The sequence below is a fragment of the Priestia sp. TSO9 genome, from assembly GCF_021029645.1.
Classification (GTDB): domain Bacteria; phylum Bacillota; class Bacilli; order Bacillales; family Bacillaceae_H; genus Priestia; species Priestia megaterium_E.
In genome coordinates, this window is sequence record NZ_JAJEKD010000015.1 from 334,584 (window position 1) to 352,661 (window position 18,078).

Annotated in this window: 21 protein-coding genes; 7 read left to right on the top strand and 14 right to left on the bottom strand. The window is 38.6% G+C overall.

The window, feature by feature from the left end:
- Window positions 1–115: 115 nt before the first annotated feature.
- Both LJC66_RS16515 and LJC66_RS16520 read right to left on the bottom strand, forming a co-directional pair.
- On the bottom strand, window positions 116–565 hold the full coding sequence (locus tag LJC66_RS16515) for a DUF6188 family protein (RefSeq protein ID WP_195696539.1): 450 nt from the start codon (window positions 563–565) through the stop codon (window positions 116–118).
- A gap of 33 nt (window positions 566–598) precedes the next feature.
- A complete protein-coding gene (locus LJC66_RS16520) occupies window positions 599–1,174 on the bottom strand; it encodes a TetR/AcrR family transcriptional regulator (RefSeq protein ID WP_230933043.1) in 576 nt (191 codons plus the stop codon).
- 260 nt (window positions 1,175–1,434) lie between these two features.
- Between LJC66_RS16520 and LJC66_RS16525 the strand changes: the two genes are divergently transcribed.
- Complete coding sequence (locus tag LJC66_RS16525; protein ID WP_013083888.1) at window positions 1,435–1,728, top strand: DUF3817 domain-containing protein; 294 nt, start codon at window positions 1,435–1,437, stop codon at window positions 1,726–1,728.
- 47 nt (window positions 1,729–1,775) lie between these two features.
- Here LJC66_RS16525 and LJC66_RS16530 read toward each other — a convergent pair whose 3' ends face one another.
- Both LJC66_RS16530 and hutI read right to left on the bottom strand, forming a co-directional pair.
- Entirely contained in the window at window positions 1,776–2,150 is a 375-nt protein-coding gene (locus LJC66_RS16530) for a DUF7674 family protein (RefSeq protein ID WP_013057816.1), read from the bottom strand.
- A 75-nt stretch (window positions 2,151–2,225) separates the two neighbouring features.
- Window positions 2,226–3,503, bottom strand: a complete 1,278-nt coding sequence (hutI, locus tag LJC66_RS16535) for an imidazolonepropionase (RefSeq protein ID WP_195696537.1) — start codon at window positions 3,501–3,503, stop codon at window positions 2,226–2,228.
- A 413-nt stretch (window positions 3,504–3,916) separates the two neighbouring features.
- On the opposite strand from hutI, the gene LJC66_RS16540 reads away from it, so the two are divergent.
- Entirely contained in the window at window positions 3,917–4,180 is a 264-nt protein-coding gene (locus LJC66_RS16540) for a hypothetical protein (RefSeq protein WP_013057818.1), read from the top strand.
- A gap of 34 nt (window positions 4,181–4,214) precedes the next feature.
- Here LJC66_RS16540 and LJC66_RS16545 read toward each other — a convergent pair whose 3' ends face one another.
- The 3 genes from LJC66_RS16545 to LJC66_RS16555 all read right to left on the bottom strand — a co-directional run bounded on the left by LJC66_RS16545 (window position 4,215) and on the right by LJC66_RS16555 (window position 6,233).
- On the bottom strand, window positions 4,215–5,042 hold the full coding sequence (locus LJC66_RS16545) for an LCP family glycopolymer transferase (protein WP_230933044.1): 828 nt from the start codon (window positions 5,040–5,042) through the stop codon (window positions 4,215–4,217).
- A gap of 133 nt (window positions 5,043–5,175) precedes the next feature.
- Window positions 5,176–5,718 (bottom strand): GNAT family N-acetyltransferase, encoded by a 543-nt coding sequence (locus LJC66_RS16550; protein WP_195696535.1) that lies wholly within the window; start codon window positions 5,716–5,718, stop codon window positions 5,176–5,178.
- 101 nt (window positions 5,719–5,819) lie between these two features.
- Window positions 5,820–6,233 carry a hypothetical protein gene (locus LJC66_RS16555; RefSeq protein ID WP_050691427.1) on the bottom strand — a complete coding sequence of 138 codons (414 nt, stop codon included), beginning with the start codon at window positions 6,231–6,233 and terminating at the stop codon, window positions 5,820–5,822.
- Between the two features lie 181 nt (window positions 6,234–6,414).
- Between LJC66_RS16555 and LJC66_RS16560 the strand changes: the two genes are divergently transcribed.
- Window positions 6,415–7,194, top strand: coding sequence for an undecaprenyl-diphosphate phosphatase (locus LJC66_RS16560; RefSeq protein ID WP_195696534.1), 780 nt, complete (start codon window positions 6,415–6,417; stop codon window positions 7,192–7,194).
- Between the two features lies 1 nt (window position 7,195).
- Window positions 7,196–7,534 (top strand): hypothetical protein, encoded by a 339-nt coding sequence (locus tag LJC66_RS16565; RefSeq protein ID WP_195696533.1) that lies wholly within the window; start codon window positions 7,196–7,198, stop codon window positions 7,532–7,534.
- A 29-nt stretch (window positions 7,535–7,563) separates the two neighbouring features.
- Here the strand turns inward: LJC66_RS16565 and qoxD are convergent, their stop codons facing one another.
- From qoxD to LJC66_RS16600, 7 genes are all read right to left on the bottom strand, one after another.
- Complete coding sequence (qoxD, locus tag LJC66_RS16570) at window positions 7,564–7,872, bottom strand: cytochrome aa3 quinol oxidase subunit IV (RefSeq protein ID WP_013057824.1); 309 nt, start codon at window positions 7,870–7,872, stop codon at window positions 7,564–7,566.
- 3 nt (window positions 7,873–7,875) lie between these two features.
- Window positions 7,876–8,484 (bottom strand): cytochrome aa3 quinol oxidase subunit III, encoded by a 609-nt coding sequence (qoxC, locus tag LJC66_RS16575; protein ID WP_050691426.1) that lies wholly within the window; start codon window positions 8,482–8,484, stop codon window positions 7,876–7,878.
- Window positions 8,484–10,427 carry a cytochrome aa3 quinol oxidase subunit I gene (gene qoxB, locus LJC66_RS16580; RefSeq protein WP_050691425.1) on the bottom strand — a complete coding sequence of 648 codons (1,944 nt, stop codon included), beginning with the start codon at window positions 10,425–10,427 and terminating at the stop codon, window positions 8,484–8,486. The genes qoxC and qoxB overlap by 1 nt, the downstream gene beginning before the upstream one ends.
- A gap of 46 nt (window positions 10,428–10,473) precedes the next feature.
- Complete coding sequence (gene qoxA, locus LJC66_RS16585; RefSeq protein ID WP_050691424.1) at window positions 10,474–11,427, bottom strand: cytochrome aa3 quinol oxidase subunit II; 954 nt, start codon at window positions 11,425–11,427, stop codon at window positions 10,474–10,476.
- A gap of 565 nt (window positions 11,428–11,992) precedes the next feature.
- Window positions 11,993–12,571, bottom strand: coding sequence for a hypothetical protein (locus tag LJC66_RS16590; protein WP_025751110.1), 579 nt, complete (start codon window positions 12,569–12,571; stop codon window positions 11,993–11,995).
- Window positions 12,572–12,880: 309 nt separating this feature from the next.
- A complete protein-coding gene (locus tag LJC66_RS16595; RefSeq protein ID WP_028409228.1) occupies window positions 12,881–13,228 on the bottom strand; it encodes a rhodanese-like domain-containing protein in 348 nt (115 codons plus the stop codon).
- Between the two features lie 479 nt (window positions 13,229–13,707).
- The gene (locus LJC66_RS16600) at window positions 13,708–13,860 is read right to left on the bottom strand and encodes a hypothetical protein (protein WP_230933045.1); all 153 of its coding nucleotides are present in this window, start codon (window positions 13,858–13,860) and stop codon (window positions 13,708–13,710) included.
- A gap of 504 nt (window positions 13,861–14,364) precedes the next feature.
- Between LJC66_RS16600 and LJC66_RS16605 the strand changes: the two genes are divergently transcribed.
- The 3 genes from LJC66_RS16605 (at window position 14,365) to LJC66_RS16615 (ending at window position 18,045) form a co-directional block, all read left to right on the top strand.
- Entirely contained in the window at window positions 14,365–14,796 is a 432-nt protein-coding gene (locus LJC66_RS16605; RefSeq protein ID WP_230933046.1) for a PAS domain-containing protein, read from the top strand.
- Between the two features lie 299 nt (window positions 14,797–15,095).
- Window positions 15,096–15,455, top strand: a complete 360-nt coding sequence (locus LJC66_RS16610) for an ArsR/SmtB family transcription factor (RefSeq protein WP_230933047.1) — start codon at window positions 15,096–15,098, stop codon at window positions 15,453–15,455.
- A gap of 31 nt (window positions 15,456–15,486) precedes the next feature.
- Window positions 15,487–18,045, top strand: coding sequence for a heavy metal translocating P-type ATPase (locus LJC66_RS16615; RefSeq protein WP_230933048.1), 2,559 nt, complete (start codon window positions 15,487–15,489; stop codon window positions 18,043–18,045).
- Window positions 18,046–18,078: the final 33 nt, after the last annotated feature.

The window sequence follows — 18,078 nt, forward strand, 5'->3', positions numbered from 1 at the left end:
CTCCGTTACGTAACTAAGTTATTTGAGAAGCCTTCATCCTTTAATAGCTGCAGACCCGTTTTAATTTTTCAACAATTTTAGAGTACCCACGGGTCAGTTTTTCGCAAAAAAAAACTCACCTCCTTTCATGTGCTGATGAACTGTCTATACAAACTGAAATTTGATGGTCGCACGCTCCTCCTGGCAGCGAGATAAAGGAAAAGCCGTCTTGACCATATAAATCCCAACCTTCAAAAAACGAGCTGTCGTGAAACATATCTAGCGCATACCCATTAGAAAACGTAATTCGAAGTATACCGATATCTTCATACCACTGTATAGAAATAATGTGCTGGCCAAGCAGCAGCGCTTCGACTTGCTGACGCTGCTCGGCAGAATGTAGCGATTTCCAGTCCGCTTGACCAAGCAAGATGCTGCGTTTGTTTTTTATTCTCCATGGACATTCTGCCACAAGTCCACCTTTACTAAATCCAAGAGAAAACGGCAGGGTATTGTCTGTGTTAACCTTGGTAACGGTTTGTTCTTGAAAATATGAAAAATTAATTACTGTGCTGCTGGTATTCATCATATCCCTCCATTATCAACCAGTACCGACGAGTCATTTTTGGGTCTCAAAATGGCAGCCTTCAATGTATAAGTTCACAATGAACTCCGCATAGTTCATGATATCTTCTTCTGTTATATCATCATCGGAAACGATATCCATCCTATACCCATTTAACATGCTGCAAAACGCTTTTGAATGTAAAAAAGCATTTTTTATTTTCTGCTCTTCAATCAATTTAGCAACAAGCCCGTGATAATCCTCAAAAAATTGATGAAGAAGACCCATCATCTCTGGCATTTGGTGAGGGGCTTGCCAAAAAGAGTCGGGATATTTTTTAGTTTCATAAAAAAAGAGCAGATGATGCTTCGCAATTGAATACAGCTTTTCATGAAACGTTTGGCATTCATCCGTTCTTCGCTTTGCATGATACAAAAACTCCTCAAACGAACGATTGTTCACAGCGATATAAAGCGACTCTTTAGACGAAAAGTACAAGTAAAGCGTTCCTTTAGATACACCGGCTAGTTTAGCAATATCAATCATTTTTGCTTCATAGTAGCCTTTGGATCCGAACACTTCAAAAGCAGCATCTAAAATTTTCTCTCTCTGCTGTTTTCGGTTTGTCATGGTAAAAAATCCTCTCATACGTTTTCGATACTATACATATAAAATAATTAAACTAACTTGTCAACACGTAGTGTGCTCTTTTATCCCTTGCATCACAAGAGTATGTCAGTTTTTTAAACCAAACACTTCTATAGAGCAAATTAAAGCGTTTTCGACTTTTTTGTGACAGATACAAATGATGCTTGTATATGAAGAGCCCGCTATGGTACATTTTTGTCATTGATACAGAAATTTATTCCGTCGTTACGGGAGGAGAAAACATGGTTCTTACATCACCAATCGGTCGCCTGCGTTTAGTAGGAATTTTAGAAGGAATTTCATTTTTACTGCTGCTTGGCATTGCTATGCCCCTAAAATATGCAGCAGGCATACCAGAAGCTGTATCAGTTGTAGGCGCAGCACACGGTGCACTTTTTGTGCTGTACGCTCTTGCAGTCGTTCATGTAAAATTCGCGCATAAATGGTCAATCGGCCGCTCTTTATTTGCGTTTCTTATGTCGGTTATTCCGTTTGGCCCTTTTATTTTAGAGAGACAGCTGAAAAAAGAACAGTAAAAGAAAAGAACGTCACGGACATCATGTTTCCATGACGTTCTTTTTCCTTACTGTTCACCACTGTTTTCGCTAAAATGGTCAATCGTTTTCCACCACTTCAGTGAGTGAGGTTTTAATAGCATTCCGATTTCTTCTGGACTAATTTGCTGATCTATAATCATTTCATGCATTGCTTGAAAGAGTCCCGTTGTAACAGCTTCTTTCACATCAGCTTCACCTTCTATATACAGCTGTTCAATCGCTTCAAATACGTCCGGTTCACGCTGGAGCTGGCCGTTATATTCTAGAGAGATTAAATGACCCGCAACACGGCTTAATTCATGCTGCAGCTCGTCTTTATCGTTGAGGTCCACTTCTTCGCTTGGCTCAAAAGATGGGCAAGCTTCTTTTAGTAATGGAATAACATTTTGTTTTGTAATCATATCTAAATTCCCTGCCTTTGCATATGTGACAAATTCTCTATTCTTTACCCTTTTCTCTTTTTCTATAAACTTGTTTTACAAAACTTTTCCGTTTTCTACAACTACTTCTCCTTTTTTCACTACGCAGTCAATATGATTTAAGCCATACTGATATTGAAGGGTTCGATAACTAGAGACATTAAAAATCGCTAAGTCAGCCTGTTTTCCGGCTTCAATACTCCCAATCTTATCTCCTTGATTAATAGCATGCGCTGCGTTAATAGTTGTGGCTACAAGCACTTCTTCAGGACTCATGTTCATATTCATACATGCCAGGTTCATCACAAATTGCTGTGAAGTCGTTGGAGATGAACCTGGATTGCAGTCCGTAGAAAGAGTAACCGGAACGCCTAAATCGATCATTTTTCTAGCATCTGGCCATTTCATTCCAACAAATAAGGAATTCCCCGGTAAAAGCGTGGCTACGATCCGTTTTTCAGCCAGTTTCTTTAATCCTTCATCAGAAGCATACAAAAGATAATCTGCTGATATCGCTCCTACCTCTGCTGCGAGCTCTGCTCCTCTGCAGTATTCAAAGGGGTCGGCATGTATTTTAGGAAGCATGCCATGGCTTTTCCCGGCTTCGAGTATTTCTTGACATTGTTTGAATGAAAAAGCATTCGGAAGACATACAGCATCATTAAATGCTGCAAGCTTATAAGAAGAAATTTGAGGAATCATTTCGTGAATAAGTAAATTGACATATTTCTGCGTATCTTTTTTATATACAAGAGGTACGACGTGGGCGCCTAAAAAGGTACTTACTACATCAACTGCGTGCGTATCATTCAGCATTTTAGCGATTTGCAGCTGCTTTAGTTCTGTTTCTAATTCTAAGCCATACCCGCTTTTCACTTCTATAGTTGTGACTCCGTGAGCTAGAAAAGACGTAAGACGCTCATAGCTCTGCTGATAAATCCGGTACGCATACTCTTCCTGTGTTTGAACGACAGTGGAGTGAATACCTCCGCCTTCTTCTAATAAATCCAAGTAAGAAGTTGGCCTCTCAAACCGCCTATAAAATTCTTCTTCACGCGAGCCAGCGTACACAGCGTGTGTATGGGGATCAATCAGACCCGGAGTCACAATTTTATGAGAAGCATCAATAATCGTTGCATCATTTCTTTCCCTTTCATATTTTTGTTCTAGCTCTTTTGTTGTACCTACGGTCACAATTTGATCTCCTTCTATCCAGACTGAGCCATTTTCAATCACCGTCAAGTTTCTCATTTCTTTTCCAGCTAAAGGACCTTTATCTTCTTTGGCCGTTACAACTTGCGAAGCATTTTTAATCCATAGCGCTTTTTTTGACATCGTTGAATTTCCCCCTTTTCTAGCGTTTACCACGTTTTGGGGCCTCATGTTTACCGTAAACTCATTTAGATTCACCTACACATTTCGCATCTCTGCCTTCTTTCTTGTAGGTAGAAATTTGAAAAAGCATGTCCATGGTCTGAAAAGCGTGTTTTTAAGTCTTTAAAGCTAGATAACTTATATTTTTTTCAATTATATACGCTTTTAGACCCTTCTTTTCTCCGTTTTCTTACTTATTGACTTTCGTTTTATACAAATATATCCTTATATACTAAATCTTTTATCACATGTATTTTATGAACACCACGGCGAGTTCCCTTCAACAGGATAAATAATAGATTTCTAGGAATAGAACGTTTATAATATTCTTTGAAGTTTTACTTTTAGAAAGATTCACTAATGGAGGAAGAAATATGATTGTCAACTATAAAAACCAAGCAACCGGTCATCGCATGAATAACGGCTGGAATCTTTTCTACGCGTCAAACTTAACGATGTGGCGCAAAGATGAAAAGTATTTGCTTTTAGATGAAAACCAAGATGTGGTGATGATCTTTGGCTTTAAAAAAGATGAAATCATTCTAGATAAATTGCAAACGTGGGGCTATACATTTGGTGTCCATCCAGAGAAAAAACAAATTTCCTGCTTGCAGCGTCAAGAAGAAATTGGTGAATAAAAAGAGGGCTGAATTTCTTCAGCCCTCTTTTTTATTAATGGGTTTGTTGAAACATAGCGCTCAGCTGTTTTTTTTCAGATGGTTTGACAACATAATACCATGTACCATCTACCACTTGCCCTTCTCCCTTTACCGTTACCGTTTCGAAATCGGGCCGTCCATTCTTAATGATGTTATACATCGTAAATGCATCGCTGACATCAATATTCGTTCGAATATGCTTCTTTACAAGCGTGAGGAGACTTGGAATGTTTTTCACCGTTGACATATTCATTCCTTTATCTAATAGGGCTTCCACTACTTGGCGCTGTCGATTATTTCTTCCTAAATCTCCTTTTGGATCTTCGTGTCTCATCCGCACATAGGCAAGAGCTTTTTCGCCGTTCAACGCATTTTCTCCTTCAGGAAAGATAAATGAATCAAACACAAAAGGAAACGGGTTCTTAACGTTTACCCCGCCAAGTTCATCTACCACATCTTTAAAGCCTTCCATATTTACTTTCACATAATAATCGACATCGATATCTAAGAAGTTCTCAACCGTGCGTACGGTTAAAGGAATGCCTCCGTATCGATAAGCATGATTAATTTTCTCATCCGTTCCTTTTCCATCAATGTGCACGCGCGTATCTCTAGGGATCGGCATAACTTTTGCTTTATTGTGGCTCGTATCTAAGTTAACCACCATTAATACATCTGAGCGGCCTGTATCTCCTGGCCTTTCATCTACGCCCATCATCAGTACATTAAATGAGTGAGGCTGCTCTTTAGCAGATGTTTGCTGTTGATAGACAATTCCAAATCCAGCGGTTCCTAAAAGCAAAATACATGCCGCTAAGATCCCTATTTTGTATTTTTTCATTCATACGGTCTCCTTTACACGTCACTTACTCTCTATATGCCTTAATGAATGAAAATTTATACCTTTTTAGAGAAATTTAAGCACACGTCAAAAAAGCCTGCTTGTTGAGAAGCTGGCTTTTCACTAGTAGATGTTAGCTTGATTTTTGATGCACATCACGCTGTGCCCATTCACTTTCTAACATACTCATTTCAATTAAGCTCCAGTACTGTCCATCTACAAGTCGGACATCTCGAAGAAGGCCTTCGCGTGTAAAGCCAATTCGTTCATAGGACTGAATCGCCCGCTCGTTAAAGTCAAAGACGCCGAGCGAAATTCGGTGAAGACCCAGTTCTTCAAAACCGAAAGCTAACACTTTTTCAAACATGTGCGAGCAAAGTCCTTTTCCTCTATACTTTTCACCAAGCAGCACTCGGCCAATTCTTCCTGTTTTATGATAATAATCAATGTGAGCCAAAGAAATATGCCCAATAAGCTGTTCATTGTCATCTATGACCGAAAAAGCATAGGTAGAAGCACCATCTTCATTTGCATATCGAATGTAGTGTTTTAACTGTCTAGGAGTAAGCGGAAAAGAAAAGCTAGAGCCGCTCCATTGCACCATAAATGACTCGGAGGGAATCCACTCCATTAGCTGTTTAAAGTCTTTTTTGGAGAATGGTCGTAAAGCTATCACATAATTCTCCCCCTTATTATTTCTGACTTTTCTAAATATATTACATTTATCATAATAAACTGTCAACTGTCTATGTAAAAAAAAGCCATCATTTCGATGACTTATAGCTGTAATGCTTTTCTGAAAAGAGTTAAATCATGAGTAAATTCAAAAAAATAGGTTCTATTTTCATTGTCAAATACCATCATGATTGGTTTTTGGTTCGGCTCAAGAACAAAAATAACTTCACTTGCCAGCGTGTTGATCGCACTATTTTCAATTTTTACGGCTGGATCAAGAGGTACTTTAACAAGATAGCCTTTTTTAGGAAGCGGACTTGCCTTTTTATATAAACCAGTAATGGACGCAATACTTTTTTCGGCTTCTTTTTGAACACTTGGAGGTTTGGGCGTTGAACGAACGACTCTGCCCGTTTCAATTTGAAATACCTCTACTTTTGGCTGTTCAGCACTTACTGCCTGCGGAAAAATAAAAGCAGCGAATACGACGCATACAGCAACCCATTTTCGTATCATTTTTAGCACCTCTTTCCGTTATGGAGGAGATAAAGATAAGAATGGTCGTCTCTTCTTATACTATGACCTATTTTTATGTATTTATTTCACTAAATGAATGCCTATACTTCCATGTTTTTGTCATGTTCTCAGAACTTCCTCTATACACTACTAATAAGGACACGCTGTATGAGGTGATAAGATGTCGTGGTTTGAAGCATTTATTTTGGGAATCATTCAAGGGCTTACAGAGTTTTTACCGATAAGCAGCACGGGGCATTTGTATTTAGGGCGCCACTTGTTTGGTTTAGACGATGCAGGATTGTATTTAGATACGATGCTCCATATGGGCACTCTGCTTGCTGTGTTTGTCTTTTATAAGCGTGAGCTATGGCATATTATTCGTCATCCGTTTAGCAAGCTTACAGGGCTTTTAGTGATAGGAACGATCCCTGCAGTTGCGATTGGTCTTTTGTTCAAAGACTATTTTGACAGTATTTCGAAATCTGGCTTAACGATCGGCTGGGAATTTCTTGCGACGGGACTGCTGTTATGGTTTGGTGATTCCGTAAAAAATGGCTATAAAAAAATGGATCATATTTCATACGGAGATGCCTTTTTTATCGGCTCATTTCAAGCAGCTGCGATATTCCCTGCTGTATCCAGGTCAGGCTTAACGATGGTAGCTGCGTTAATGCGAAAATTAGACCGTGAAACAGCCGCTTACTTTTCATTTTTATTGTCGACTCCGGCCATTTGCGGAGCGGTGTTACTTCAGTTAAAAGATGTAGTCACAGGTGAAGTCGAGCAGCTTTCCGTTTTCTTTTTATTCGTCGCCACCCTTTCATCTGCTTTATTTGGTTATGTAGCGGTAAAATGGATGATCAATTATTTAAAGAATCATTCATTAAAAACGTTTGCAATTTACGTTTGGATATTAGGTGCAGTCGTGCTGGTTTGTCAGTTTACGGGGGTGTTTTAAAATGAAGATGAAAGTCCGGACGCTTTTTTTAGTATTGTTTTTTGCCGGCATTTTAGTCGTGACAAGCTATATTGATAACAATTCCCAGCAGTCGTTTGACAGCTTATCTCACCTTTCACTTGATGGAGGAGCTGTTGAAACCTCTGCAGATGAAGACGAGGCGGAACAATTAAATATGTCAGTCAAAGAAGTTCATGTTAAAACAGAAAAAAGAGGCGGATACCGAATTGAAGTGTACGAACAAGTAAATGTTTATAGCGATGATAAAGGAAAAGTAGTAAAAAAAGTTCCCACGGGAGAATATCAAACGTTGAAATATAAACTGAATGAAAAAAAATAAACCACTTACCGAAGTAAGTGGTTTTATTTTTAATGGTTAAAGTGAGCTGCAAGAATCCACAGTGTACCAACAACGATACAAAGTGCAATAAAGAAACTGTAAAGAATATTTGCAACCTGTACTTTACCATTTTCACTTTCAGTCATGTGCATGAACATTACTAGCTGCATTGCTGCTTGTAATAACGCTAGGATCATGATAAGAGTCATCGTAATGCTTCTTGATAGATCAGCTAGCACTACTAAACCAAGCGCTGCGAATGTTAAGGCTAGTGAAAGGATAAGCCCAAATACATGACTAAGCGGAAAACCTGCTTTTTGGCCTTGTTTATTTTCCATGTCTTATCCCACCAATCCGTTCAAGTATACAAGCGTGAAGATGAAGATCCATACAACATCAAGGAAATGCCAGTATAAACCGATAATAAATACTTTACGAGCAGTAACTGGTGTTAATCCTCGTCTTACTAATTGAATAATAATACTGATTGCCCAGAATACACCGACTGTTACGTGAAGACCGTGCGTTCCAAGTAGTGTAAAGAACCCTGATAAGAAGGCACTTGTTTGCATTGTCGCACCTTCGTGAACTGCGTACACGTAAAACTCACGAATTTCGTAGAAAAGGAATCCTCCACCAAGCACAAGCGTAATAACGAACCAAACTAAAAGTCCTTTTAAATCATTATTACGCATTTTAAAGATGGCAATTCCCATCGTGAAACTACTGAATAGTAGTAACAGCGTTTCGATCATAAAATCTTTAACAACGAACAGTTCTTCTGCAGTAGGGCCACCCGCTGTGCGCGTATGGTACGTTAAGTACGTTACGAACAGCGTAGAGAACAACGCGATCTCGGCACCTAAGAAAATCCAGAATCCAAGGATATTCAGGCGACTTTGTTCTTCTTGGTATTCTAACGGCAATGATTTATCTAAATGCCCTGCCATTATTTGTCACCCCCTGTAATTCCTTCAACCTTCTTAATTTCATCTACTTTTACATAGAAGCCCGGATCATAATCAAATGAACGAGCAAGCATACAAGCAAAAATACCTGCTAAGCCGAAGATTGCTATTGGCATCCATTCAAATACTAAGCCAAATCCACCGATAAACCAGAAAATACCTGAGATAAACGGCACGCCAGAGTTGCTTGGTAAGTGAATTGGTTTTAAGTCTTCTGCTTTAATTTCTGTTTCATTACGTTTTTTCATGTGCCAGAATGCATCCATTTCTTTCACATGAGGAATTACTGCAAAGTTGTAAGCTTGAACTGGTGATTTAGTCCACCACTCAAGTGTACGGCCATCCCAAGGATCGTTTGCAGTGTCGCGTTTGTTTTTCCATGCACTGTATAATAAGTTAACTACTAATACGAAGAAGCCAAGACCCATTAAAAATGCACCGATTGTTGAAACTAAGTTTAATCCGTTCCAGCCAAGGTTGTCTGCATAAGTTTGCATACGACGAGTCATACCGTCTAAACCTAGGAAGAATTGTGGGAAGAAACATACGTTAAATCCAACAACAAAAATCCAGAATGAAATTTTTCCTAATTTTTCGTTCAACGTGTGACCGAAAATTTTTGGATACCAGTAGTATAAACCTGCGAAACAGCCAAACACTGTACCAGAGATTAATACATAGTGGAAGTGAGCGATTAGGAAGTAACTGTTATGATATTGATAATCGGCTGATGCCATCGCAAGCATAACCCCTGTTACCCCACCGATTACGAAGTTTGGAATAAACGCTAATGACCAAAGCATCGCAGTCGTAAATTTGATACGGCCTTTATACATTGTAAAGAGCCAGTTAAAGATTTTAACTCCGGTTGGTACGGCGATTAACATCGTTGTGATTGAGAAGAACGAGTTAACTGACGGTGAGTTACCCATTGTAAAGAAGTGATGCACCCATACAAGGTAACTTAAGAATGCGATACCGACCATTGATACTACCATTGCTTTATAACCGAATAAGTTCTTGCGAGAATGTGTACTGATAACTTCTGAGAAGACACCGAATACCGGTAAAATAACGATATATACTTCAGGGTGACCCCAAATCCAGAATAAGTTAGCCCACATCATTGGAAGACCGCCGTTAGCCATTGTAAAGAAGGCTGTTCCGAATACACGGTCAAGTGTCATAAGTGCAAGCGCTACTGTTAATACAGGGAACGCGAAAATAATAATAATTGATGTGATGAAGATTGACCAAGTAAACATTGGCATTTTCATCATTGTCATGCCAGGAGCACGCATTTTTAAAATTGTTACAAAGAAGTTGATACCAGTCATTAATGTACCAGCACCAGCAATCTGTAGTGAAACGGCATAGAAGTTATTTGCAATGCCCTCACTAAATTCTTTACCTGCAAGCGGGAAGTAACTTGTCCAACCTGCATCAGGAGCTCCTCCGATTACGAAAGAAAGGTTAAATAGCATTGCTCCCATAAAGAATGTCCAGAAACTAATTGCGTTTAGGAACGGATATGCTACGTCGCGCGCACCAATTTGTAATGGAACGATTACGTTCATTAGTCCGATAATAAATGGCATTGCCATGAATAAGATCATGATAACACCGTGAGCCGTGAAGACTCCGTTGTAGTGATGTTCATCTAAGATGTTCATACCCGGGAATGCAAGCTGCATACGCATCATGATTCCATCGATTCCGCCGCGGAAAAGCATTAATACAGCTGAAAGGATGTACATGACACCGAGTCTTTTATGGTCAACTGTTGTTAACCATTCTGTCCATAACCATTTCCATTTCTTGAAATATGTTAAGACAAAAACGATACCGATGACCGTCATAGCGATTGCTGCATCAGCAGCGTAAATCATAGGTTCGCCAGTGACGAAAAATTCATCTAGCTTCATTATGTCTTCCCCCAATCATTGCGTTATTTAGTGTAATAAATGAATGTTATTCATGATTTGAGTGATCCATGTTTTCCATTTCTTCATTACTCGTTTTTTCGTCTTCTTTCATCTTGCTGTGGTCATGTCCTGTACCACGTTCTAGCTCTTTGCCAGGAATGTATACATCTTTTGCATGGTCAACCCATTTTAAATGTGTACCGTTGTAAGTTTGACGTCCAACAACGCCTGGGCTTAGGATTTGATCATATTTCTTTTCAGTCAATTTACCAGCTGTACCTTTTACATCACTAACCCACTCTTTGAAGTCTTTGTCCGTTTGAGCTTGAACTTCGAACTGCATTTGAGTGAAATGTTCACCAGAGAAGTTAGCACTACGTCCGATATAAGAACCAGGCTTATCCGCTTCTAAGTATAATGGCATTGACATATTGTTCATCGAATATTTTTGTCCGCCAAGTTCTGGTACCCAGAAGGAGTTCATAGGTCCTTGAGCCGTTAACTCAAATTTCACTGGCGTATCCGCTGGAATGTTTACGTAGTTAACCGTCTCGATATTTTGTTCCGGATAGCTGAAAATCCATTTCCAGTTTGCAGATGTAACGTGAATCACGATTGGATCTTTATCCTTTGATTCTGCCGGTACTTCTTCTGCAGAGTAGATCGCTTTAACAGTTGGCACTGCTAATAGAATTAAGATGATGATTGGGAATGCTGTCCAAATAACCTCCATCTTTAAGTTACCTTCTTGCTCAGGTGGCTCATAGTCCATGTTTTCTGGTTTTTCACGATATTTGACAAGAACAAATATAAAAATAGCAAATACGACAACAACCACGATCAACATCATCCACATAGACCAAATGATTAAATCAGATTGCGTTTTTGCAACAGGACCTTGCGGGTTCAATACAGCAAGCTTTGAACAACCGCTCAAAAATACTAGTGAAAGCGCAGATAGTAAACCTACTAGCTTCCAAAATCCTTTTTTTGGTTTCACTTAAAACTCTCCTTTCTAACAACACATGATGCGAAGCCTATATTGATGAACATTCAAAATGCGCTATCTTTCGCTAGATAACGACATTTTTATACAGACTCTCTTCCCCCTTATTTGTAGGCCACTACTATTGTAATACAAAATGAGATTTTTTTCGTCCCTTTTGCTTTATTTTTTTATATTAAAAATATTCTAATATAGTGACTGTACCAATGGGGTTAGAGTGCTTCAACCTTGCGATATTCTATCACATAATTTGGTATGAATAAATGTAAATAAAAGGATTAAGCTCCCATTTCTTAACTATTTCTTTAGGAATAACTGCAAAATTAGCTTTGCATGTTTGCTTCAACATTGATATATCAATACACATCGACATAATTGAATATTTTGTGACAAATTTTCAAAGAAAATGTGACGTTCTGTATGAACCTTATTTTGCCCGTTAATTCCCCTTTATTTTGTAGAAAATATTTGATTTCTTTGCTTAAAATTCTTTCTTTCGAAAATATGAACAAAACGTGAATTTTTTTAAAAAGCTTTTATTACAGAAAAAAGCTGCGTGTTATTCACGCAGCTCCTGATCCATAAATTCTTTAACCGTGATATCATCCCCTGCTTTATCTAGCAGCGTTGTCGTTGCTGGAAATGGATGTTTAATATGACTCGGTATCTTTTCATACAGCACAAAATAATCACTTTTTGGGACCGCGGCATCAATGGTATATGTATCATGCACCAAAGCCGCCTTTACTCGCTCAATTTGTTTACTTCTATTTGTTCCTGTAAACAGCGCATATGTCCCTTTATTTGTGTGGATATCATCATAATCCACTAAATTGCTCATTTTAGTACTGACTTCAATACGCAGGCGTTTGTTCCATCCTTGCTTCAATACGGCCATTCCTTCTTTATCACCAGGTATGGAGAATAAGGCTATGTATGTATTAGAGTGATCAACCCGTTTAAAATCTTGCAGCGTAATCTTTGCAGAACCATCAATACTTTCTTTATGCTCCCAATTTCGCAAATGCTGCTGCACACTTGCAGCATTGTTTTCAATCGGATATCGAATCATCTCATACGCAACAATTACAACCGCTATACAAATGAACAGAAATAGCAACCGCTTTATCTTTCGCACATCTATTCACCTTCCTTAGCTTACTCCCCTTTTATGTAATTGCCTAAATTATAACTGCCTATTAAACCTCTGTCTATGCACTAGGAGAACTACGTTTTTTTTTACCACAAAAGGGATTTTTCAAACCTTTTGTCATAAAAATACGCTAAAAGACTCAGTGTCTGTTGAACCAAAAGAAACCGTTCCCTGCCCCCCCTTCTCATCTTCATAACAAAAAAAGATACCCATTTTGACACAGGTATCTTTTAGCTTATATATCACAGTTTTCCAAAAGGAAACCCTATAAAGGGTCATTTGCTGTTCTTTTTATTACACACATCTTTCCGCACACATGTATCCCTTGACCTGATACCCATGTTTTTTGAGCTGCCGGATGCTTAAATTTCGGGAAATGCTGTCAGGAACAATTACGACCACTTCTTTATATGGAATTTCCTCATGCTGTCTCTCTAAATAAGGAAGCGGAATATGGATTGCTTTTTGACAGGGATTTTGTTTCATTTCATGAAAATGACGAACATCTACATACGAAATTGTTGTAGAAGCACAGTCGGCGGTCGTCACTTTCTTTATTCCCTGCACCGGCACATAGCGTTTATAAAAACTGTAACAAATTAATAAAAGTAAAATACCTATGCTCATATATAGTATCGCCATGTTTTCCTCCCAATTAATTTCTATACCCCTGTATGTATACTATATTCAAAAGAAAGAATCAACACAGAAGTACTCTATCTCATTTCTCTCTGAAAGAAAAATGGTCTTTTTACACTTTATTATAAAACCACAATAAAGTGACGAAATCAATCATTATTTATTTTGACTTTTCGAAAGATTTAAATACTAGTAAACAGATCGTTTTTTCTTATTATAATGAAGAAACGCAGAATTTTTATTTTCATTTCCCCTTTTCTTTCCCGTTAAAACTGAAGTTCGCTTATGAGTAATATAGTAGAACCAATGTTGCACAAACGTTAGAAAGATGTTTCTACAAATGAAGGATGCGAGATAGGATAGTATGAACACGTGAAGCGAGAGACTATATTGTGATTGGCCCAGAAAAATACAGGTTAACTTAAAAATGCGATATACACAAAAAAGGAAAGCTTCGGAAACGAAAGCTTTCCTTTCTTAGATTAATCTCCATCAAGGTTTGCCCGACAATTGTTATGAGACAAAGAGGTACTTTTTGCTTCATGCTGGTTTTTCTCACCCTGCATGGTCATATCATCTTTTTCCGTTCTTCCTTTAGCGCTGTGCTTAGTTTTATTTCCTTGGTTTAATGTCATGTTCATTCCCCTTTCTGGTGGATATAGTGTATGAAAATAACTCACACGCCATAAGAGGAAATGATATGAAAAAGCCACTCTTAAATTGAGTGAGCTTTCTGCCTAAAACTGCTTTTTCTTTTATTGCTGAATCCGCATGAAAGGATATTCTCTATTTTAAACGTTCGTTTCTCGTTCCTTAGTAAGCACCAAGCTTTTACGCTCTGAGGATAAATTTTATACACAATGATAAATCGCTGTGTCAAACATCCTTTATCGTCCATATAAATAATTTCAACAGGTCGTTTTGAAGAGTAGCTTTCTTGAAGTAGCCGCCGCATAGAATTCGCTCCTTTAATTTTTAGTTTATCGAACATACGTTCTTTTTTCAAGTGTTTTAAACTGAATAGTTCTTTAGGTTTTACAGCTTAAAACTGGAAAAAGCACGGGGAAATTAATAAAAATCATACAAATATTAGGTAATTGTGATATGGTAAAAGAGATTACTTAAGTTGGGAGAGGTGCATGATGGAAAGTAACATACTTAAATGGATCCCCGTTCCTTACTTTCAATTAAATCAAGAAGGTGAAATCCTTCATTTTTCTAGTCAAGCACATTCTTATTTTTCTTCAGTCTCCAGTCTGTGGAGCATTATTCATAAAGACGACCGGAAACAAGCAATGTGGATGCTGTCACAGTACTCCTCATCTAACCCCATCATCAGGCATTTGCGTTTGAGAACGAGGGAGGATACATTTGTAAATTTTAAATGCACGATTCATTGGAAAAATGGTGTAGGGCATTTAGTATGTACCGAAAAGAAGAATGTCAAGGATCCGTTAGATGTTGTATTATCTGCTCAATCCTATTTAGAAAACTCAGACAAACGATTAAAAGAATCGGACAAGGTGTTAAATAATGCAGCAGATTTATTATTTAATCGATTAAAACGCTAATTAAGTGAACAAAGTCTAAGCTGTATTTCATTATTGCTATCATTTTTAAAGTCATTGAAAGGCTACCTATAGGGGTGGCTTTTTGTTTTGTTCTACACGTAAAGTCATTCTCTTTTCGCCCGCACCATTTAGTCCATAGTACATACACTAATAGGCATACTTTTCATATTTATTCTTTCTATATTTATGTTTTGCTCAGAAAAAAATTCCGAATACTCAATAAATGTTTGAACATTTTTAAAAATTGACATATATTATAAACAAACAATCATTTGAATGTTTGAATGAAGGAGGAAATCATGCCAAAAGACCGCTGTGATATTTATTGTTTTAATGAAGAAAAAGTAAACCGTATTAAGCCTGCTATCGATGCCGAAGCTGTTCAAGGGGTTTCTGTCCTGTTCAAAGCGTTAGGAGATGAAACGAGGCTTAAAATCGTCTTGGCTCTGTATAAAGGCGAGGAATTATGTGTATGTGACGTAGCCAATATTGTAGGCTCTACAGTTGCGACTGCTTCTCATCACCTAAGACTGCTGCGTAATATAGGAATTGCCAATTATCGCAAAGAAGGAAAGTTAGCTTTTTATTCTTTAAGAGATGCACATATTAAACAAGTAATTGATATCATGTTTGCTAAAAAAGAAGACGTAACTATTTAAGTTTTTCTTACCGTATAGGGAGTGGGACACAATGAAACACGAAGATAAAAAAAATCATCAGCATACCGGAAACTGCTGCAGCGGATCTTCTTCACCAGAAATTGAAAGCAAGACCTGCTGCTCCTCTTCTTCAGAAGCCGCATCTACTGAAGAGCCTTCTTCCTGCGGCACAAAGAGTCATGAACACAGTCACAGCTGCTGTTCAGATACGATTGCGTTAACGACCGATAAAAGCCAGCATGCCTGCTGCGGCGACCAGGATATAGCAACAGGCAGCAACATAGAAGAAACGGCTGAATACCGCGTGTATGGAATGGATTGCCCTTCCTGTGCTGCTACCATTGAAAAAAGTTTAAAGACGTTAAACGACATTCAACATGTAGCAATCAACTACAATACAGGAAAGCTTCAAGTGGCGGCAACAAGCGAGTCGGCTCTGTCACTCATTCCAAACTCCGTGGAAAGACTAGGGTTTAGTATTGAGCCTATTCAATCAAACAAGAAAATGAAAACGTATTTGATTGAAGGAATGGACTGTGCAGCTTGTGCGAACACAATTGTGAATCATTTAAAAACAGTTCCTGCTGTCAAAGACGTACGCGTTAACTTTTCAACGGGAAAAGCACAAATTGAACATGATAATGAAGCGGATGACATTATTAAGGAAGTATCTAAAGCTGGCTATACCGCTACTTTAGTGACGAGCAGCAGGCAGCCTGCTGAATCTAGGCACCATAAAGGCAAAAATGGTCCGATTATTTTTTCAGGTATTCTCATCGCATTAGGTTTTATCGGTTCTCATACAGGAATTGCTTCTTATATGACAACTGTACTGTACGCTATTGCCATGATTGTTAGCGGATATAAGCCGGCTAAAAGTGCTTATTACGGAATTAAAAGCCGTTCTTTAGACATGAATGTTTTAATGACCGTTGCAGCACTTGGAGCAGCTGTTATTGGTGAATGGCTTGAAGGTGCTACGGTCGTTTGGCTATTTGCTTTAGGCGTTGCTTTACAAACAAGGTCGATTGAACAAACAAGAAACTCGATACGAGGTTTGATGGATTTAGCTCCTTCTGAAGCATGGGTGAAAGAAAATGGCCAGCTGATTAAAAAAGCAGCGGAAGATATTTCAATCGGCACTGTGATTGTCGTAAAGCCAGGAGATCGAATTCCGCTGGATGGTGAAATTACAAATGGCGAATCCAGTATCAACCAAGCCCCTATTACAGGTGAATCTATTCCAGTTGATAAAGTAGTCGGTGATGCTGTTTATGCAGGCACCATTAACGAAAGCGGATCGTTAGAAATTAAGGTAACAAAGCTAGTAGAAGATACGACGATTTCTAAAATTATTCATTTAGTGGAAGAAGCACAGGAGAAAAAAGCGCCTACTCAAGCATTTGTTGATAAATTTGCAACCATTTACACGCCTATCGTCTTTATTTTAGCTTTATTCATTATGGTCATCCCTCCCCTGTTTGATGGTGCATGGAGTGAGTGGTTTTACAAGGGGCTTGAATTATTAGTTGTGGCTTGTCCATGTGCGCTAGTCATTTCTACTCCCGTCGCTATTGTATCTGCGATTGGAAACGCGGCGAAAAATGGCGTGCTCATTAAAGGCGGGACATTTTTAGAAAAAGCGGGTGCAATCAATGCGATTGCTTTTGATAAAACAGGAACGCTAACAGAAGGAAAACCAGCTGTTTCAGAGGTTGTTTCCCTTGCTGCTGAAGAAAATCAGCTTTTAGCAATAACAAAAACGCTTGAAGATTATTCAAATCATCCCATTGCCCGCGCTATCGTGTATTATGCAGCGGAGAAGAAAGTCGGTTCTTTACAAGGATCAAATTTTAAAATCCTTACAGGAAAAGGCGTGCAAGCAACAATTCAAGAAACGGTTTATTACGCAGGTAATGCAAAATTATTCTCAGATTTAGAAACACCTCTATCCCACTGCTGGTCTCATATTGAAAAGCTTCAAAACGAAGGTAAAACGATTATTATTGTCGGAACAGCTAAAAGTGTTCTAGGCATCATTAGCGTAGCTGATACCATCAGACATACAACCGTATCTGCTTTAGAAAGCCTCAAACAAAACGGAATGCAGCAGATTGTGATGTTGACCGGTGATAACGAAGGAACAGCTAAAAGGATTGCCTCTGAGTCTCGGGTAGACCGCTATTTTGCTGATTTGCTGCCTGAAGACAAAGTAAAAGCCATACAGCAGCTTCAACATGAAGGGTATCAAACCGCTATGGTTGGAGATGGAATTAATGACGCCCCTGCCCTCGCAACTGCTGATCTTGGCATTGCAATGGGCGGTGCTGGTACTGATACGGCCATGGAAACAGCTGATATTGTCCTGATGGCAGACAATTTAGAAAAGCTTCCTCATACGATGAAGCTAAGCCGCAAAGCGTTAGCTGTCATCAAACAAAACATTTGGTTTTCTATTATTGTTAAAGTCATTGCCTTAGCCTTTATCTTCCCAGGTTGGCTTACTCTATGGATTGCCGTCTTAAGCGATACAGGAGCAGCGCTACTTGTTATTTTAAACAGTCTTCGCTTACTCAAAATGAAAAATTAAATGTAATCCATAAGCTTTCCAGCAGGCGTTGGA

What these genes read in the sequence shown, in the direction of transcription:
- LJC66_RS16615 (WP_230933048.1), top strand. Translation starts at nt 15,487, where the DNA reads ATGAAACACGAAGATAAAAAAAATCATCAGCATACCGGAAACTGCTGC.
- LJC66_RS16565 (WP_195696533.1), top strand. Translation starts at nt 7,196, where the DNA reads ATGAAGATGAAAGTCCGGACGCTTTTTTTAGTATTGTTTTTTGCCGGC.
- LJC66_RS16555 (WP_050691427.1), bottom strand. Translation starts at nt 6,233, where the DNA reads ATGATACGAAAATGGGTTGCTGTATGCGTCGTATTCGCTGCTTTTATT.
- LJC66_RS16530 (WP_013057816.1), bottom strand. Translation starts at nt 2,150, where the DNA reads ATGATTACAAAACAAAATGTTATTCCATTACTAAAAGAAGCTTGCCCA.
- LJC66_RS16610 (WP_230933047.1), top strand. Translation starts at nt 15,096, where the DNA reads ATGCCAAAAGACCGCTGTGATATTTATTGTTTTAATGAAGAAAAAGTA.
- LJC66_RS16560 (WP_195696534.1), top strand. Translation starts at nt 6,415, where the DNA reads ATGTCGTGGTTTGAAGCATTTATTTTGGGAATCATTCAAGGGCTTACA.
- LJC66_RS16595 (WP_028409228.1), bottom strand. Translation starts at nt 13,228, where the DNA reads ATGGCGATACTATATATGAGCATAGGTATTTTACTTTTATTAATTTGT.
- qoxD (WP_013057824.1), bottom strand. Translation starts at nt 7,872, where the DNA reads ATGGAAAATAAACAAGGCCAAAAAGCAGGTTTTCCGCTTAGTCATGTA.
- qoxC (WP_050691426.1), bottom strand. Translation starts at nt 8,484, where the DNA reads ATGGCAGGGCATTTAGATAAATCATTGCCGTTAGAATACCAAGAAGAA.
- LJC66_RS16540 (WP_013057818.1), top strand. Translation starts at nt 3,917, where the DNA reads ATGATTGTCAACTATAAAAACCAAGCAACCGGTCATCGCATGAATAAC.
- LJC66_RS16520 (WP_230933043.1), bottom strand. Translation starts at nt 1,174, where the DNA reads ATGACAAACCGAAAACAGCAGAGAGAGAAAATTTTAGATGCTGCTTTT.
- LJC66_RS16545 (WP_230933044.1), bottom strand. Translation starts at nt 5,042, where the DNA reads ATGAAAAAATACAAAATAGGGATCTTAGCGGCATGTATTTTGCTTTTA.
- LJC66_RS16605 (WP_230933046.1), top strand. Translation starts at nt 14,365, where the DNA reads ATGATGGAAAGTAACATACTTAAATGGATCCCCGTTCCTTACTTTCAA.
- qoxB (WP_050691425.1), bottom strand. Translation starts at nt 10,427, where the DNA reads ATGAAGCTAGATGAATTTTTCGTCACTGGCGAACCTATGATTTACGCT.
- LJC66_RS16525 (WP_013083888.1), top strand. Translation starts at nt 1,435, where the DNA reads ATGGTTCTTACATCACCAATCGGTCGCCTGCGTTTAGTAGGAATTTTA.
- LJC66_RS16600 (WP_230933045.1), bottom strand. Translation starts at nt 13,860, where the DNA reads ATGACATTAAACCAAGGAAATAAAACTAAGCACAGCGCTAAAGGAAGA.
- LJC66_RS16515 (WP_195696539.1), bottom strand. Translation starts at nt 565, where the DNA reads ATGAATACCAGCAGCACAGTAATTAATTTTTCATATTTTCAAGAACAA.
- hutI (WP_195696537.1), bottom strand. Translation starts at nt 3,503, where the DNA reads ATGTCAAAAAAAGCGCTATGGATTAAAAATGCTTCGCAAGTTGTAACG.